This window comes from Streptomyces sp. NPDC044061, assembly GCF_056434305.1.
Map to the genome: position 1 here is coordinate 44609 of NZ_JBWKFL010000032.1, position 15545 is coordinate 60153.

The 15545-nt window shown below is 71.3% G+C and carries 15 protein-coding genes and 1 pseudogene; 8 read left to right on the forward strand and 8 right to left on the reverse strand.

Going from position 1 to position 15545, the window contains the following annotated elements; all coding sequences use genetic code 11:
- Positions 1 to 1290 (reverse strand): annotated as a pseudogene (locus tag AC07CM_RS37235) (thioredoxin domain-containing protein); the annotation flags it as partial.
- Entirely contained in the window at positions 1271 to 1861 is a 591-nt protein-coding gene (locus tag AC07CM_RS37240) for a helix-turn-helix domain-containing protein (RefSeq protein ID WP_478880928.1), read from the reverse strand. The gene AC07CM_RS37240 and the pseudogene AC07CM_RS37235, both read right to left, overlap by 20 nt.
- A gap of 119 nt (positions 1862 to 1980) precedes the next feature.
- Here AC07CM_RS37240 and AC07CM_RS37245 point away from each other — a divergent pair, with 119 nt between their 5' ends.
- Positions 1981 to 2370: a hypothetical protein gene (locus AC07CM_RS37245; RefSeq protein WP_478880929.1), complete on the forward strand. Its 390-nt coding sequence runs from the start codon at positions 1981 to 1983 to the stop codon at positions 2368 to 2370.
- Positions 2371 to 2479: 109 nt separating this feature from the next.
- A complete protein-coding gene (locus tag AC07CM_RS37250) occupies positions 2480 to 5683 on the forward strand; it encodes a tetratricopeptide repeat protein (protein WP_478880930.1) in 3204 nt (1067 codons plus the stop codon).
- 101 nt (positions 5684 to 5784) lie between these two features.
- Here AC07CM_RS37250 and AC07CM_RS37255 read toward each other — a convergent pair whose 3' ends face one another.
- Together AC07CM_RS37255 and mca are read right to left on the reverse strand one after the other, a co-directional pair.
- Positions 5785 to 6030, reverse strand: coding sequence for a hypothetical protein (locus AC07CM_RS37255; RefSeq protein WP_478880931.1), 246 nt, complete (start codon positions 6028 to 6030; stop codon positions 5785 to 5787).
- Positions 6023 to 6904: a mycothiol conjugate amidase Mca gene (gene mca, locus AC07CM_RS37260; protein ID WP_478880932.1), complete on the reverse strand. Its 882-nt coding sequence runs from the start codon at positions 6902 to 6904 to the stop codon at positions 6023 to 6025. Before mca ends, AC07CM_RS37255 begins: the two co-directional genes overlap by 8 nt.
- A gap of 101 nt (positions 6905 to 7005) precedes the next feature.
- On the opposite strand from mca, the gene AC07CM_RS37265 reads away from it, so the two are divergent.
- Both AC07CM_RS37265 and greA read left to right on the forward strand, forming a co-directional pair.
- The gene (locus AC07CM_RS37265) at positions 7006 to 7404 is read left to right on the forward strand and encodes a DUF4307 domain-containing protein (protein ID WP_478880933.1); all 399 of its coding nucleotides are present in this window, start codon (positions 7006 to 7008) and stop codon (positions 7402 to 7404) included.
- 198 nt (positions 7405 to 7602) lie between these two features.
- Entirely contained in the window at positions 7603 to 8103 is a 501-nt protein-coding gene (gene greA, locus AC07CM_RS37270) for a transcription elongation factor GreA (protein WP_478880934.1), read from the forward strand.
- A gap of 64 nt (positions 8104 to 8167) precedes the next feature.
- Here greA and AC07CM_RS37275 read toward each other — a convergent pair whose 3' ends face one another.
- The 3 genes from AC07CM_RS37275 to ilvA all read right to left on the reverse strand — a co-directional run bounded on the left by AC07CM_RS37275 (position 8168) and on the right by ilvA (position 11433).
- Positions 8168 to 9025, reverse strand: coding sequence for an ABC transporter permease (locus tag AC07CM_RS37275; RefSeq protein ID WP_478880935.1), 858 nt, complete (start codon positions 9023 to 9025; stop codon positions 8168 to 8170).
- Complete coding sequence (locus tag AC07CM_RS37280; protein WP_478880936.1) at positions 9022 to 10005, reverse strand: ATP-binding cassette domain-containing protein; 984 nt, start codon at positions 10003 to 10005, stop codon at positions 9022 to 9024. Before AC07CM_RS37280 ends, AC07CM_RS37275 begins: the two co-directional genes overlap by 4 nt.
- A 198-nt stretch (positions 10006 to 10203) precedes the next feature.
- Complete coding sequence (ilvA, locus tag AC07CM_RS37285; protein ID WP_478880937.1) at positions 10204 to 11433, reverse strand: threonine ammonia-lyase; 1230 nt, start codon at positions 11431 to 11433, stop codon at positions 10204 to 10206.
- A gap of 162 nt (positions 11434 to 11595) precedes the next feature.
- Between ilvA and AC07CM_RS37290 the strand changes: the two genes are divergently transcribed.
- The 3 genes from AC07CM_RS37290 to AC07CM_RS37300 all read left to right on the forward strand — a co-directional run bounded on the left by AC07CM_RS37290 (position 11596) and on the right by AC07CM_RS37300 (position 13011).
- Entirely contained in the window at positions 11596 to 12102 is a 507-nt protein-coding gene (locus AC07CM_RS37290; protein WP_478880938.1) for a MarR family winged helix-turn-helix transcriptional regulator, read from the forward strand.
- 130 nt (positions 12103 to 12232) lie between these two features.
- Positions 12233 to 12766 carry a sigma factor-like helix-turn-helix DNA-binding protein gene (locus AC07CM_RS37295; protein WP_478880939.1) on the forward strand — a complete coding sequence of 178 codons (534 nt, stop codon included), beginning with the start codon at positions 12233 to 12235 and terminating at the stop codon, positions 12764 to 12766.
- On the forward strand, positions 12763 to 13011 hold the full coding sequence (locus tag AC07CM_RS37300) for a hypothetical protein (protein WP_478880940.1): 249 nt from the start codon (positions 12763 to 12765) through the stop codon (positions 13009 to 13011). The genes AC07CM_RS37295 and AC07CM_RS37300 overlap by 4 nt, the downstream gene beginning before the upstream one ends.
- 12 nt (positions 13012 to 13023) lie before the next feature.
- On the opposite strand, the gene AC07CM_RS37305 is transcribed toward AC07CM_RS37300, so the two are convergent.
- Positions 13024 to 14178 (reverse strand): cystathionine gamma-synthase, encoded by a 1155-nt coding sequence (locus AC07CM_RS37305; RefSeq protein WP_478880941.1) that lies wholly within the window; start codon positions 14176 to 14178, stop codon positions 13024 to 13026.
- Positions 14179 to 14319: 141 nt separating this feature from the next.
- Here AC07CM_RS37305 and AC07CM_RS37310 point away from each other — a divergent pair, with 141 nt between their 5' ends.
- Positions 14320 to 15438, forward strand: coding sequence for a hypothetical protein (locus AC07CM_RS37310; protein WP_478880942.1), 1119 nt, complete (start codon positions 14320 to 14322; stop codon positions 15436 to 15438).
- Positions 15439 to 15545 lie beyond the last annotated feature (107 nt).

Below are 15545 nucleotides of genomic sequence, written 5' to 3' on the forward strand. Positions count from 1 at the left end.
GTCGGCCTGATGGAGGTACCCCCTGGTCTGGAAGAGGAGGGAGCTCTGGACCCCTTTCGGGGGGGCGACGCCTTTGTCGTCCTGGCCGGGCGGGCCCCCTCCCCCCCCCCCCGCCAGGAGACGCTCCCTGATCGACTCGACCTTCCCGGCGTCGAAGACGCCCTCGCTCACCGGAAGCTGAAGAACCGACTGCCCGTGCTCGAAGGTGCCCTCCTGCGTCACCCCGAAGTACTGCGCAGCGAGTTCGGCGTCCTCCTCCCCGAGGACCCGGCGGAGCTGCTCGGGAGTCCACACGTAGTACGCGCCCTCGACGTGCCGCCCGCTTCCGTCGTCGCTGTCGGCGTCGAAGGCCGAGGCGAACCCGCCCTCGCCCGTGCGCAGTTCCCGCACCAGGAAGTCGGCGGTCTCCAGCGCGACCCGCCGGGCGAGGTCGGAGCCGGTGGCCCGCCACAGATGGGCGTACACCCGGCACAGCAGGGCGTTGTCGTACAGCATCTTCTCGAAGTGCGGCACGACCCAGTCGCGGTCCACGGAGTACCGGGCGAACCCGCCGCCGAGCTGGTCGTAGATGCCGCCCCGGGCCATCCGCTCACACGTGTCCCGTGCCATCTGCAGGGCGCCCTCGGCGCCGGTCCGCGCGTGATGCCGCAGCAGGAACTCGAGCACCATGGACGGCGGGAACTTCGGCGCCCCGCCGAATCCGCCGCGCTGCGGGTCGTACTCGCGGGTGAGCCCGAGCAGGGCCTGCGCGAGCTCCTGCTCGCCGGGAACCTGGGCGATCGCGTAGCCGATCTCCCGCTGGGCGAGATCGCGCACGATCTTCCCGGCCACCTCGCCGACCTCGTCCCGCCGCTCGTCCCAGGCCTGCCGCACCCCTTCCAGCACCTGCCGGAACGAGGGCATCCCGTGCCGGGGCTCCGGCGGGAAGTACGTCCCGAAGTAGAACGGCTCGGCATCCGGCGTGAGAAACACGGTCATGGGCCAGCCGCCCTGCCCGGTCGCCGCCTGAACGGCCTCCATGTAGACGGCATCGACGTCGGGACGCTCTTCGCGGTCGACCTTGACGTTGACGAAGTGCTCGTTGAGAAAGCCGGCGGTGGTCTGGTCCTCGAAGGATTCGTGAGCCATCACGTGGCACCAGTGACAGCTCGAATAGCCGACGCTCAGCAGTACCGGCTTGTTCGTCCTGCGGGCCTCGTCGAAGGCGCCGGCCGACCAGGGCCACCAGTCGACGGGGTTGTCGGCGTGCTGGAGCAGATACGGGGACGTCTCATGGGCCAGTCGGTTCACCGTTCCACTCTCCCACGCGCTCCGGCACCGCGTAGAAACGCATCGACACCGGGCGTGCCCCGTCGGGGGCCTTTTCGCGGGGGTGGCCGTAGCGGGTCAGCAGGGCTTGGTAGTCGTGCATGAAGGCGAGCAGTTCGTCCCTGGTCATCCAGGTGCCGTGGCGCTGGACCTGGGCCCAGCCCTCGGGGCCGCGGTACTCCTGGTGGGCGCGGCGGAAGAGGGCGGTGTCCACCTCGATCTTGAGGTGGGCGAGTTGTTCGGCCGCCGCGTACTCCTCGGGGGACATCGTGGCCGGGTCCGGCGTGGTGTGGCTGAAGGGGAGGGAGCGCCACCAGCGCTCGCGCCCGCCGGACTTCTCCGGGATCTCCTCGATGAGCCGTTGCTCGGCGAGTTTGCGCAGGTGGTAGCTGGTGGTGCCGGAGCTCTCGCCGAGCTCGCGGGCGAGGACGGTGGAGTTCGCCTCGCCGTGCCGGCCGAGGTAGTCGAGGATCCGGCGGCGCAGGGGGTTGCCGAGGGACTTGTAGAGAGCGGTGCGCTCCAGGCTGGTCATCTCGGGCATGCCGTCGGTCATGCGGTCACCGTAACGCCGAGAACCCTGAGCCGTCCCCGATGTCTGCCGATTTTTCTTTGCAGAAATTTCTCTGCGGTCTATGGTGGGAGCAGGCGACAGACGACGGACGGGGGTTCTTCATGAAGGTCGCGCTGAAGAGGTGGGCGCTGGTCCTGCTCGGGACAGGAGCCGTTCTGCTCGTGCCGTGGATGGTGGTCCTCGCCCGCACTCTGCCGGGCAGCACGGAGGTACGGCACTGGTCACTGGCCTGGATCGGCCTCGACGTCCTCATGGCGGCGGGCTGCGCCACCACGGCCCTGCTCGGACTGCGCGGCGATCCACGGGCACGGCTTACGGCCTCGGCGACGGCGGCGGTCGCGGTGCTGGACGCCTGGTTCGACATAACGACCTCACCGACCGGCGCCCCGCTTGTCGAGGCGCTCGCGTGCGCGGTGGCGGAGGCGGCGCTGGCGGGTGCGTGTGTGTACCTGGCGCTGTCCAAGGGGCGCGGCCCACGGGAGTCCTCGTAGCCTCGGCCACCAAATCCTCACCCACCCACTGATCTTCGCCCCCTCGCGCTCCCGCCTTCCCCGAAGGACACTCGTAGGCAAAGGAGTTGTCGCCGGAGGGGGACGGGACATGCGGGACGGCCATCGGGTGGAGGCCGAACGGCTGCTGGAGCGGGCCGTGGAGGAGGAGGTACGGCGTTCCGGCGGGCGGACCGACGGGCAGGCGCTGCTGACGCGGGCGCGCGGCGCGCTGGACGCCATGGCGCAGTCGGCCGCCGAGGAGTACGAGGTCTACACGGACGCACTCGACGAGTCCGAGGCCGGCCGTCTCACCTTCGGCCAGCGTTACGCACGCGAGGGCGCGGGAACGGCCCTGCTGGTGGCCGCCGTCGCCGCGGTGGCCGCCGCCGTCGCCGACCTGTCCCTGGGCACCGGCGCCGGTACGGCCGTCGGCGCGGGAGTCGCCGCGGGCGTGGTGGGTGCCGCGGCCACCGTGCTGAAGGTGGCGGGCTCCCATCTGCCCGCCGCCCATCATCGGGCGGGCGAGGTCGGACAGCCCGGCGGCCCCGAGCAGTTGCGGCTGCAGTGGCTGACGGCGCTGGAGGTGCGCGGCATCCGCCCGTTCCTCGACCAGCAGCGGGTGCTCAGTGCCTCCACGGGCCCGAAGAAGGCGAGCGGCCCGGCGTTGCGCGGGGCGGACAAGAGCGCGGCGGCCCGCAGGCGTACGGTGCTGGAGCAGTCGTTCGGTCAACTGCCGGAGCCGGACGGACCGTTCGCGGGGCGCCGCGAGGAGCTGGCGCGGATCAGGCAGTGGGCGCAGTCGGCCCGGGCGGCCACGGAGACCCGGCCGACGGTGGTCGTGCTGCACGGGGAGCCGGGCTCGGGCCGTACGACGCTCGCGGTCCGGGCGGCGCACGATCTCAGGGACCACTTCCGGGGCGCGGTCGTCGTGGATCTGCGCGGCGGCAGCCGGGAGGAGCCCCCGTTGCCCGTCCGGGACGCCCTGCTGCATCTGCTCAACCGGCTGGGCGCGCCCCGCGAGCAGCTGCTGTTCCGTGAGCGTTCCTCCCCAGACCAGCAGGTCAAGCGGCTCGGGGAGCTGTACCACCGGCATCTGACGGGCTTGCCTGTGACGATCGTGCTGGACGACGCCTCGGACGCGGAGCAGGTGTGCGCGCTGTTGCCCGAGCACTCCGACAGCCTGGTCCTGGTGACCGCCCGGACTCCGCTCGAGCTGCCCACGGGCCTCCCGGCCTGGGTGCATCACCTGCCTGTTCAGGCGCTGGACGCGGCGGGCGCCGAGGAGCTGCTGGGCGCGGCGGCGCAGGACGCGTCGGGGCCGTACGACGCCGAGTCCGCCGACCTGATCCGTCAGTTGTGCGGGGGGCTGCCGCTGGCGCTGCGGGTCGCGGGTTCGTCGCTGGGTCCGCGCTCGCCCCGGCAGCTGGCCTCGGATCTCGGCGCGTACGGGCCGGTGGAGCCGGTGGAGCGGGTGCTGTGGCTGCGCTACACCGACCAGCAGGAGAGCGGGCGCCGGCTGCTCAGAAGGCTGGCGCTGGCCGGCCGGGCGTCGCTCGGTGCGGCGGCGGCCGCGGCCCTGCTGGCGACGGACGAGCGGGAGGCCACGCGTCATCTGGTGGCGCTCGCGGGGGCCGGCCTGATCGACCATGTGCGCGGCAGCCGTTACCGGTTGCACGACCTGGTGCGGGCCTTCGCGCAGGCGCGGCTGCTGGACGAGGAGGACCCGGCCGAGCGCACGGCGGCCCAGGAGCGGCTGATCGTGAACTACGCGGAGCTGGCGGACTCGGTGCTGCGGCTGGTCGACGGCAACATGTCGACGCGTTCGGACCGGTTCGGCTCGCACGGTTTCACGTCGCTGGACGAGGCGTTGCGCTGGCTGGACGACGAGTCCAGCTTCATCACGGCGGCGTTGCGTCACGCGGAGGGCGTGAACCAGGCGGCGGTGCTGAACCTGCTCGGCGCCCTGTGCGACTACTGCCTGCTGCGCGGCGATCTCTACCGGCTCGGCGAGATCAGTGAGCTGGCCCAGGCCGTGGACGAGGGCCTGCTGGTGCGCTCGGTCCAGTGGCGCACCGGTATCGCGGCCCGCCAGCTGGGCGAACTCGACAAGGCACGCGCCACGCTCTCCTCGGTCGTGGACCTCTACCGGGAGGCGCACCACGACGCGGGCGCCGCCCGTGCCCTGACGTCTCTCGGGATCACCCTGCACCATCAGGGGAACCTCACCGAGGCGGCCGCCAGGCTCCAGGAGTCCCTGGATCTGCAGGCGGCCCCCGAGCTGGCGACGGACCGTGCCTGGACGATGCACGCGCTGGCGGCGGTCCAGCGTGACCGCGGTCTCCTCTCGGAGGCGCTGGACCTGCTCACCCGTTCCCTGGTCCTGCATCGCGAGGGCGGCTCGGTGCACGGCGAGGCCTGGGCGCATTTCCAGCTCGGGCAGCTGGCGCTGCGCATGGGCGATGTGCCGCGCGCGGAGACGGAGCTGCGGGCGGCGCTGGAGCGGTACGGCCGTACGCGCGACGCCCGCGGTGAGGCGTGGGCGCTGACCCAGCTGGCCCGGGCGCGGCTGGTCGACGGCGACGCCTCCCCGGCCGTGGAGGGCCTGCGCCGGGCGGCGGGCCGGCATCGGGAGAACGAGGACGCGCGCGGTGAGGCGTGGACGCTGTACTACCTCGGTCAGGCTCTGGAGGAGACCGGTGAGCTGGATCAGGCGGTGCGGGACCTGGAGCGCTCCCGGCAGATGTTCTCCCGGATGCGTGATGTCTACGGCCTCGCCTGTGCCCGGCACCACTCGGCCCGGGTGACCCGAGACGAGCGGGCCGCGCAGACCGGCTCGCTGCGCAACTCCGGCTTCGCCCGCCAGTTGCTCGTGGACGCCCGCGCGGACTTCCAGCGCATCGGGGTCGCCCACGGTGAGGCCTGGACGTGTCTGGAGCTGGCGGTGGTGGACGCGGGCAACGCCCGGATCCAGCAGGCGCTGTCGCTGTGCGACGAGGCGCTGACGCTGTTCATGTCCTACGGCGACCGGCGTGGTGAGGAGTGGGCGCGCTTCCTGCGCTGCACTCTGCTGCCGTACGCGGCGCCGGGCGGGGTGGAGGTGGGCACGGCGGTGGCCCTGGAGGAGCTGGCCCAGCTGGCCCGCGCGGGTCATCCGCTGCGCGACGAGAAACTGGACGACTGGGTGGCCGCCTACGCCCTGCTGCTGGAGCGGGGTGTGGACCTGGAGGCGGGCTGGCAGGCCTGGCGGCTGCGCATGACGCCGGACCGCCACGCCCGGGAGGTGATGGGGGTGGCGGTTGCGGCGCGCGGCTGAGGCGCCCTGTTCTCCTGCGGTGCCGCTCTCCGGATCGGCCGGGGCGGCGGGCGACCACGACGGCGCGGCCCGGCGGTGCCGGGCCGCCCGTCACCGGCCGCTCAGCCCTGTCGCGGCTCGACCCGGTCGGAGATCTCTTCGGCTTCCCGGCCGGAGGGGCTCTCCTTGAAGTCGACCTTCTGCATGTGCTTGTTCATCGACTTCATCAGGCCCCACACCGCCAGGGCCATCACCGCGAAGACGACGAAGCCGAGGACGCCGGGGGTGACCTTGTTCTCGTCCACCTCCTTGGCGAGGGGGACGAGGTGCGTCACTGCCAGGCTCACGCTTGCGCTCATGTCAGGCATTGTCGCGGATGCCCGCGAAGAGGTCGTCCTCGGGGAGGGAGGTATCGACGAGGGACTTCGCCAGCTCGTACTCCTCCGTCGGCCAGACCTCCTTCTGCAGATCCATCGGCACCCTGAACCAGCCGCCGTCGGGGTCGATCTGCGTGGCGTGCGCGATCAGCGCCTTGTCACGGATCTCGAAGAAGTCCGCGCACGGAACGTGCGTGGTCAGCGTGCGCTCCTTGCGCTCGAACTCCTTCCAGCGCTTGAGCCACTCCCCGTAGGGCGACTCCAGGCCGCGGTCGAGCATGGCCTTGTGCAGGGCCTCGGTGCGGGGGCGGTTGAAGCCCTGGTTGTAGTAGAGCTTCTGCGGCTGGTAGGCGGGGCCGTACTCGGCCTCGGGGTACTTCTCGGGGTCCGCCGCGCCCTCGAACGCCACCATCGAGATCTTGTGGGTCATGATGTGGTCGGGGTGCGGGTAGCCGCCGTTCTCGTCGTACGTGGTGATCACCTGCGGGCGGAAGGAGCGGATCTGCTTCACCAGCTCGCCGGCCGCCTTGTCGATGTCCTCCAGGGCGAAGCAGCCGTCGGGCAGCGGGGGCAGCGGGTCGCCCTCGGGCAGGCCGGAGTCGACGAAGCCGAGCCACTCCTGCCGGACGCCGAGGATCTCGCGGGCCTCGTCCATCTCCTTCTTGCGTACCTCGTGGATGTGCTCCTCGATGTACTTGTCGCCCTGGAGCTTCGGATTGAGGATGGACCCGCGCTCTCCGCCGGTGCAGGTCACCACCAGCACGTCCACCCCCTCGGACACGTACTTCGCCATGGTGGCCGCGCCCTTGCTCGACTCGTCGTCGGGGTGCGCGTGCACGGCCATCAGTCGCAGCTGGTCAGTCAAGACTCAATCCTCGTTAAGTCGGCGCCCCGCGTCTTGGGGTGCGATCGGGGCTTCTATAGTGACCGAATCGGGGGGCGAAAAATTCCGCGGAGAGGACGATCATGAGTACGGCGAGCACGCGGCTGCCCGAGGGCCGCTACGGCCGCTCCTCGGACGAGCGTGCCGACCGCAGGCTCAGGGTCGCCGGTTCGGTGCTGGGCGCGGCTCTGCTCGCCCTGGTGGGCTACTTCGCCTACCACTACGTCGCGCAGAGCGAGATCAGCGCCCAGGTGATCGCCTTCCAGGCCTCCGACGACGCGGTGAAGGTGCATCTGGAGGTCCACAAGGACTCCGGTGCCTCCGGCTACTGCACCCTGCGGTCCCAGTCGGCCGACGGCAGCGAGGTGGGGCGGGCGGACTTCCGTTTCACCGGTTCGGACACGCGTATCGACAAGGTCGTCACGCTGCGTACGACGGCCAAGGGGACGACGGCCGAGCTGCTCGGGTGTCACACGGGCTGATCCGTCCGGTCCGTCCGGTCCGCCGGGTCCGTCACCCGGAATGCGTACGCGCTGACCTGCGTTGATGTGATTCTGATGGCTTATGTCCTCCCCCTTCCGCCATTGAATTGTTAGGCTCGTGGTTTCGCCCATCCAAGAGGGAACATTCTTCTGGGTAGGGCGATGCTTTGTATTCCCAGTACCGACGAGGAGCACCCTGTGACCCAGACCAGCGAGAACGTCACCTGGCTGACCCAGGAGGCGTACAACAAGCTCAAGGACGAGCTTGAGTACCTTACTGGTCCTGCGCGCACGGAGATCGCCGCCAAGATCGCGGCCGCGCGCGAGGAGGGCGACCTGCGCGAGAACGGCGGGTACCACGCGGCCAAGGAGGAGCAGGGCAAGCAGGAGCTGCGTGTGCGCCAGCTGACCCAGCTGCTGGAGAACGCCCAGGTGGGCGAGGCTCCGGCCTCCGCGGACGGTGCCGTCGCGCCGGGCATGGTCGTCACGATTGCCTTCGACGGTGACGAGGACGACACGCTGACGTTCCTGCTCGCCTCCCGCGAGTACGCGAGCGCCGACATCGAGACGTACTCGCCGCAGTCCCCGCTCGGCGCCGGTGTCATCGGCCACAAGGTCGGCGAGGACGCGGAGTACGAGCTGCCGAACGGCAAGAAGGCCTCGGTGCGGATCCTGAAGGCCGAGCCGTACTCGGCCTGACCCCGCCCCCAGGCTCGCACCACGCCCCCGGCGTCCACGTGACGCCGGGGGCGTCGCCGTACCGTCAGGCGGTGGCCGAGCGGTACTTGCGCACCGCCAGGGTGCGGAACACGACGATGATCAGGACCGAGTAGATCAGTGAGGCCCAGACCGAGTGCTGCATGGGCCAGGCGGTCGAATCGGACTGTCCGGGGTTGCCGAAGAGCACACGGGTCGCCTGGACGGTGGCGCTGAACGGGTTCCACTCCGCGATGTGGCGCAGCCAGGGGGTCATGTTGCTGGTGTCCACGAACGCGTTGGAGAGGAAGGTCACCGGGAAGAGCCAGATCAGTCCGCCGGAGGTGGCCGCCTCCGGGGTGCGCACGGTCAGGCCGATCAGGGCGCCGATCCAGGTGAACGCGTACCCGAGCAGGAGCAGCAGGCCGAAGGCGGCGAGGACCTTGGCGGCGTTGGTGTCCTGGTAGGTACCGACCCGCCAGCCGACCAGGAGGGCGACGACGGCGAGGACCAGCAGGGTGAGCGCCGTCTGGACCAGGTCCGCGAGGGTCCGCCCGGTCAGCACCGCGCCGCGTGCCATGGGCAGGGAGCGGAAGCGGTCGATGAGGCCCTTGTGCATGTCGTCGGCGATGCCCGCGCCGGAGCTGGCGGTGGCGAAGGTGACGGTCTGCGCGAAGATGCCCGCCATCAGGAAGTTCTTGTAGTCGGTCGCGCTGGTGCTACCGTCGATCTTCATGGAGCCGCCGAACACGTAGGTGAACAGCACCACGAACATGATCGGCTGGATCAGTCCGAAGATCACCATCTCCGGGATTCTGGACATCCGGATCAGATTGCGCTTGGCAACGATCAGCGAGTCGCGGACGGACCGGCCGATCGGGTTGCCGGGCGCCGCGAGGGGCGCGGCGTCGCTGACGGCACTCATTTCACGGCCTCCTTGCCGTTCTCCTCGTCGCCTTCGGCTGCCTCGGCCACGTGTCCGGTCAGGGACAGGAACACGTCGTCGAGGGTGGGGCGGCGAAGCCCGATGTCGTCGATCTCGATCCCGCGGGTGTCCAGTTCCCGGATGACCTCGGCGAGCAGCTTGGCGCCGCCGGTGACGGGGACGATGAGCCTGCGGGTGTGCTCCTCGACCGTGGTGTCACCCTTGCCGAAGCCGCGAAGCACCTCGGCGGCGGACTGTATGTGCTCGCGCTCGTGCACCACGACCTCCACGCGCTCGCCGCCGGTGCGGGCCTTGAGCTGGTCGGAGGTGCCGGTGGCGATGACCCGTCCGGAGTCGACCACCGCGATGTCGTGGGCGAGGTGGTCTGCTTCTTCCAGATACTGGGTGGTCAGCAGCAGGGTCGTGCCGCCGGAGACGAGCTGCTTGATGACCTCCCACAACTGCTGGCGGTTGCGCGGGTCGAGGCCGGTGGTCGGTTCGTCCATGAACATCACGGGCGGTGAGACCACGAGGGCGGCGGCGAGGTCGAGCCGGCGACGCATGCCGCCGGAGTAGGTCTTGGCGGGGCGGTCGGCGGCGTCCGCGAGGTTGAACTGCTCGAGCAGCTCCGCTGCCCGCTGCTTGGCCGCCTTGGCCCTCATCTGGTAGAGCTGCCCGACCATCTGCAGGTTCTCCCGGCCGGTCAGGTATTCGTCGACCGCCGCGAACTGGCCGGACAGGCCGATGGAGCGGCGCACGGTGTCGGGGTGCTTGAGCACGTCCACACCGGCGACGACCGCCCGGCCGCTGTCGGGGCGGAGCAGTGTGGTCAGGCATCGGACCGTCGTCGTCTTGCCGGCGCCGTTGGGCCCGAGCAGGCCGAGGACGGTGCCCTCGGGGACATCGAGGTCGACGCCGTCCAGTGCTCTCACGTCGCCGAAGGTCTTCACCAGACCCTCGGCATAGATGGCGCCTGGCATGTGGTCTCCACGTCGTCGGGGATTCTTCGGGAAAGGCTAGGTTTGCGCGCCCGGCTCCGCCTGCGGTTTTCCACCTGGGGCTTTTCCGCGTACAGGCCGACGGACCGACGGGACACGACACACCCTAACGCGATGTATCGCGTCTCTCAATGGGTTTTCCCGGACGAGTGACACCGCCGCTCCGGGCCCTGGCCGGCCTCAGTCGATGACCGTGTAGCCCGCCTCGCGCAGGGCCTGGCCGACCTCGGCGCAGTGCACCGGTCCCTTCGTCTCGAGGTGCAGCTCCACCTCCGCCTCCGTGAGCCCGAGCCGCGGGTCGGTCCGTACGTGACTCACGTCGAGGACGTTAGCGTCGACCACTGACAACACCCCGAGAAGCGTGGCGAGCGCGCCGGGACGGTCCGTCAGCCGCAGCCGAACAGCCAGGTAGCGGCCCTGCGCGGCCATGCCGTGCCGCAGCACCCGCTGCATCAGCACCGGATCCACGTTGCCGCCGGACAGCACCGCGACGACCGGACCGGGGAAGGCCCCGGGCTCGGCGAGCAGCGCCGCGACCGGGCTCGCCCCGGCCGGTTCCACGACCAGCTTGGCCCGCTCCAGGCACAGCAGCAGCGCGGCCGACAGCTGGTCCTCGCTGACCGTGCGCACCTCGTCCACCAGCTCGTCGACGATCCCGAACGGCACCAGACCCGGTCGCCCCACCTTGATCCCGTCCGCCATCGTGGCCGGGTTCTCCAGCGACACCGGGCGGCCGGCGGCGAGCGAGGGCGGATAGCAGGCGGCCCCCTCCGCCTGGACCCCGACGATCCTGACGTCCGGCCGCAGGGCCTTCACGGCGACCGCGATGCCCGCGGTGAGGCCGCCGCCGCCCATCCCGACGACGATCGTGCGCACCTCCGCGCACTGCTCCAGGATCTCCAGCCCGACCGTGCCCTGCCCCGCGATGACGTCGGGATGGTCGAAGGGGTGGATGAACACCGCGCCCGTCTCGGCGGCGTACTCCTCGGCCGCGGCCAGCGTCTCGTCCACCACCTGGCCGTGCAGGCGCACCTCGGCGCCGTATTCCCGGGTGGCGCTGATCTTCGGCAGCGGGGCGCCCCTCGGCATGAACACGGTGGCGTGCACGCCGAGCAGCGACGAGGCGAGCGCCACCCCCTGCGCGTGGTTCCCGGCGCTCGCGGCCACCACGCCGGCGGCGCGCTCCTCCGGCAGCAGCCCGGCGATCCGGACATAGGCCCCGCGCAGCTTGAACGACCCGGTCCGCTGCAGGTTCTCGCACTTGAAATGCACCGGCGCGCCGGCCAGTTGGGACAGGTGCCGGCTGCCCTCCATCGCGGTGACGCGGGCCACGCCCGAGAGCATCTTCTGGGCTCCGCGCACATCGTCGAGGGTGACGGAGCGCAAGGAGTCAGCCGTGCCGTAGCTCATGACACAAGTCTCGCAGTTCACGGTCGCACACGACGGGTGTGACCAAGCTCCGAGACCGGTTTGCGCAGCGCCGGTACGGTCCGCCCCCGGGCCGCGTACCCTGTCCCCCAACCCAGCAGCCCTTCATGAAGCGAGCCCCCCGCCATGCCCACAACACCTGAAATGTCGATGGACATGACGACCGTCGGTGACCCCGGTCTTCTCGACACCCTCCAGCACGAGGTGGCGGTCTTCGCCCGCCGTGCCGAACAGACCCGGCTCGGCGGCGTCGGACAGGTGCGCAACTCCATGGACCGCGCCGCGTACCTGCTGCTCAACCGCCTCGACAAGGAGGGCCCCATGGGCGTCAAGGCGCTCGCCGCGAGCATGGGGATCGACTCCTCCACGGTCACCCGGCAGGTGGCTCCCCTGGTCGACACCGGACTCGTCAAGCGCACCTCGCACCCGGAGGACGGGCGCGCGGTGGTGCTCCAGCTGTCCCCGCGCGGGGTCTCGCGGCTGGAGGAGGTGCGCTCCTCCCGGCGTCAGTTGATGGCCGAGCTGACACACGACTGGGCGCCGGAGGAGCGCGAGCAGTTCTGCACGCTCCTGACGCGCTTCAACACCGCGCTCTCCGCACGGATGACGGTCCAGGGCATGCCGTCCGCGGAGCAGCCGCCCGCTTCCTGAGGAACACCGCACCGCTGCGGTCCGAAGTCTTGACCCCGGGCCGTCGCTGGCCTCATATGAGACCGGGTCCTGCGGCGTACGCGGTTCGACCGTCGCGTACCGGACGGGGCCCCCTCAGGGGGGAGGCGCGGTGCGTGATCGTCGGGCGTCCCGCGATGCCCGCCGGGCCCGGGAGTTCGAGGCGTTCGTCGCGGGTGCGGCGGGCCGGCTGCAGCACACCGCCACGCTGCTCACCGCGGAGCCGCCGGCCGCCAACCCGCGCGCGCGGCGCCTGCTGACACTGGCGCTCGCCCACACGTACGCCTGCTGGGACCGGCTGCGCGGCGAGGACCCCTACGACTGCGCCCGCCAGTACCTCGCCGCCCGCTTCCAGCACGGCACGTGGCACGAGAACGTCTCCTTCGGCCGCGTCCGGCCGCATCCGGGCAGCCCGCTCGCCGCCCTGACGGCGCAGGAGCGGCTGATCCTGGTGCTGCGGATGTACGAGGGAATCGCCGAGGAACAGACGGCGGCCCTGCTCGGCCTGCCCGTCGAGCGGGTGCACACGATCTGCGACCGGGCCACGGCCACCGTGCTGCATCCGGCGCCTGCGGCCGCCCCGCGCGCGGTGGGCGGGAAGACGTCGCCGTCATGGGCCTCCCGGCCCGCGGGGAGGCCCCGGTGAACCGTCCCCAGAGAGAGGCCGCCGTACGGCGGACCCTGGAACAGACCCCGGCGCCCGTGCCGCCGGACCTGTACGGCGAGGCCGTCCGCCGCGGCGACCGCCTGCTGCGGCGCCGGCGGCTCGCCCACCGCGTTCTGTGGCTGCTGCTGTGCGCCGCGGCCGTGGCGTTCACCGTCTGGGCTGCCGAGGTGCACCCCTGGGTGGAGCCGCCGTCACAGACGACTCCACCGGTCAGCGGCTGGTGACCCGGGCGGGTGCTAGCCCAGGGCCTGCTGCAGGTCCGCCAGCAGGTCGTCGACGTTCTCGATGCCCACGGACAGGCGCACCAGGTCGGCCGGGACCTCCAGGGCCGAGCCGGCGGCGGAGGCGTGCGTCATCCGGCCGGGATGCTCGATGAGGGACTCGACACCGCCGAGGGACTCGCCGAGCGTGAACACCTTGGCGCGGTTGCACACCTCGACGGCGGCCTCCTCGCCGCCCTCGACCCGGAAGGACACCATGCCGCCGAACGCCTTCATCTGCTTGGCGGCGACCTCGTGGCCGGGGTGCTCGGGCAGGCCCGGGTAGAGCACGCTGGTCACGCGCGCGTGCCGGGTCAGCATGTCGGCGATCTTCGTGGCGTTCTCGCTGTGCCGGTCCATGCGCACCGCGAGCGTCTTGGTGCCGCGCAGCACCAGCCAGGAGTCGAAGGGACCGGCGACGGCGCCCATCGCGTTCTGGTGGTAGGCCAGTTCCTCGCCCAGCGTCTGGTCGGCGACGATCAGCGCGCCGCCGACCACGTCCGAGTGGCCGCCCATGTACTTGGTCAGGGAGTGCACGACGACGTCCGCACCGAGCGCCAGCGGCTGCTGCAGGTAGGGCGTGGCGAAGGTGTTGTCGACGACGAGCTTCGCGCCCGCGTCGTGGGCGACCTGAGCGACGGCGGCTACGTCGGTGATGCCGAGCAGCGGGTTGGAGGGGGTCTCCACCCACACGGCCTTGGTCTTCGGGGTGATCGCGGCCCGTACGGCGGCCGGGTCGCTGGTGTCGGCAACGGACCACTCCACGCCCCAGCGGGTGACGACCTTGGCGAAGAGGCGGAAGGTGCCGCCGTAGGCGTCGTTCGGGATCACCACGTGGTCGCCGGGGCTGAGCAGCGTACGCAGCAGGGTGTCCTCGGCCGCGAGGCCGGACGCGAACGCGAGGCCGCGGCGGCCGCCCTCCAGCGCGGCGAGGTTCTCCTCCAGGGCGGTCCTGGTCGGGTTGGCGCTACGGCTGTACTCGTAGCCGCCGCGCAGGCCGCCGACGCCGTCCTGCTTGTAGGTCGAGACCTGGTAGATCGGCGGGACGACCGCGCCGGTGAGGGGATCCGCGGTGTTGCCCGCGTGGATCGCGAGGGTCTCGAAGTGCTGACTGATGTGCCTGTCGCTCATTGCACCGAGCGTAGTGCGCTCGGCCGGATGGTGGTGTCCCCACCGGCGACCGGCGCGGTCCCGAGCCGCCGTGCGCGAGGTTTTCCACAGGCCCGGGGGCGGGGTTGGCCATTTGTCGGCGGCGTCTGGTTCGCTTGACGCATGGCGATTCTCTGGCTGCTCATGGCGCTGCTCCTGCTGAGCTTCGTGCTGCTTCCGCTGGTGCGGCGCAGGCGCGGGGCGATCGGGCTGGTTCCCGCGGGCCACCCGGACGGCGCCGACCCGGAGAACTACGGCTTCGTGCGCCAGGAGGAGCTGGACGTGCGGATGCCGGGCCTCGACCAGGACCTGCTGGACGTCCTGGAGCTGGTGCAGCGCACCCAGGACTACCGGGCGGCGCAGCAGCTGCTGGCGGGCTCCGAGGCGGAGGGCGAGCTGCGCTGGCAGCGTGTGCAGGCCTTCGCCGGCGCGGCGGCCCTGGAGCTGCGGCAGCGGCCGGGCGGGGTGCACGAGACGCCGGGCGGCCAGTGGCTCAGGGTGTGGCGGGCCGAGCAGCCCAAGGACGCGGGCGGCGCGGCGGTGCACGCCGAGTTCCTGGTGCAGCAGGCGTGGCGGACGTCGACGCCGGGCACGGACGACTTCCGGATCATCATGGAGGAGGCCGGTCAGGCCTGCGGTCAGGCGGCGCTCCTGGCACCCGGCGACCCGGTGCCGTACATCGTCGAGCTGTCCATCGCCCGGGGCCTCGCCCACCCGCAGCCGGAGTTCGAGAAGCTCTGGCTGAACGTCCTGGACCGCGCGCCCCACCACATGGGCGCGCACCTGGCCGCCCTGCACTACTGGTGCGAGAAGTGGCACGGCTCGCGCGAGCAGGCGTACGCCTTCGCCGAGGCCGCGGCGGCCCGCGCCCCCGAGGGCTCGCTGCTCGCCGCGCTGCCGCTGTTCGCGGTCTTCGAGCACCTTCCCGAGGTGAACCTGGTCGCGAGCTTCTACCAGAGCGAGGTCGTCACCAAGGCGATGCACGGCGCGCTGCACGCGGTGCACGCGGCAAGCCCGGACGATCCGGTGCTCGCGCACGTCCGCCATCTGCTGGTCTTCTTCCTGGTACGGGCCGAGCGCTGGGCGGAGGCCATGGACCAACTGGTGCACGTCGACGGCCACGTCGGCGCGCTGCCCTGGACCCTGTCCGCCGATCCGGCCGCCGATTTCGCCGTCCACCGCGCGCTGGCGGTGGCTGGATACGAGGCGAACGGCGGCAGCCCGGCGAGCCTGACCGACTGACCGACGATCATCGGGATTGCCCCGCTGACCTGCGGTAGGGCATACTCCGCTTACTCTGAGTTTGCTCGCGCTTTGCCATGAGCACACTCCGGGCCTGCACCGAGTCC

Bases quoted from the DNA above. Each gene is read 5' to 3' on its own strand.
- AC07CM_RS37240 (WP_478880928.1), bottom strand. From the start codon at position 1,861: ATGACCGACGGCATGCCCGAGATGACCAGCCTGGAGCGCACCGCTCTC.
- AC07CM_RS37245 (WP_478880929.1), top strand. From the start codon at position 1,981: ATGAAGGTCGCGCTGAAGAGGTGGGCGCTGGTCCTGCTCGGGACAGGA.
- AC07CM_RS37250 (WP_478880930.1), top strand. From the start codon at position 2,480: ATGCGGGACGGCCATCGGGTGGAGGCCGAACGGCTGCTGGAGCGGGCC.
- AC07CM_RS37255 (WP_478880931.1), bottom strand. From the start codon at position 6,030: ATGCCTGACATGAGCGCAAGCGTGAGCCTGGCAGTGACGCACCTCGTC.
- AC07CM_RS37265 (WP_478880933.1), top strand. From the start codon at position 7,006: ATGAGTACGGCGAGCACGCGGCTGCCCGAGGGCCGCTACGGCCGCTCC.
- AC07CM_RS37275 (WP_478880935.1), bottom strand. From the start codon at position 9,025: ATGAGTGCCGTCAGCGACGCCGCGCCCCTCGCGGCGCCCGGCAACCCG.
- AC07CM_RS37280 (WP_478880936.1), bottom strand. From the start codon at position 10,005: ATGCCAGGCGCCATCTATGCCGAGGGTCTGGTGAAGACCTTCGGCGAC.
- ilvA (WP_478880937.1), bottom strand. From the start codon at position 11,433: ATGAGCTACGGCACGGCTGACTCCTTGCGCTCCGTCACCCTCGACGAT.
- AC07CM_RS37290 (WP_478880938.1), top strand. From the start codon at position 11,596: ATGTCGATGGACATGACGACCGTCGGTGACCCCGGTCTTCTCGACACC.
- AC07CM_RS37305 (WP_478880941.1), bottom strand. From the start codon at position 14,178: ATGAGCGACAGGCACATCAGTCAGCACTTCGAGACCCTCGCGATCCAC.
- AC07CM_RS37310 (WP_478880942.1), top strand. From the start codon at position 14,320: ATGGCGATTCTCTGGCTGCTCATGGCGCTGCTCCTGCTGAGCTTCGTG.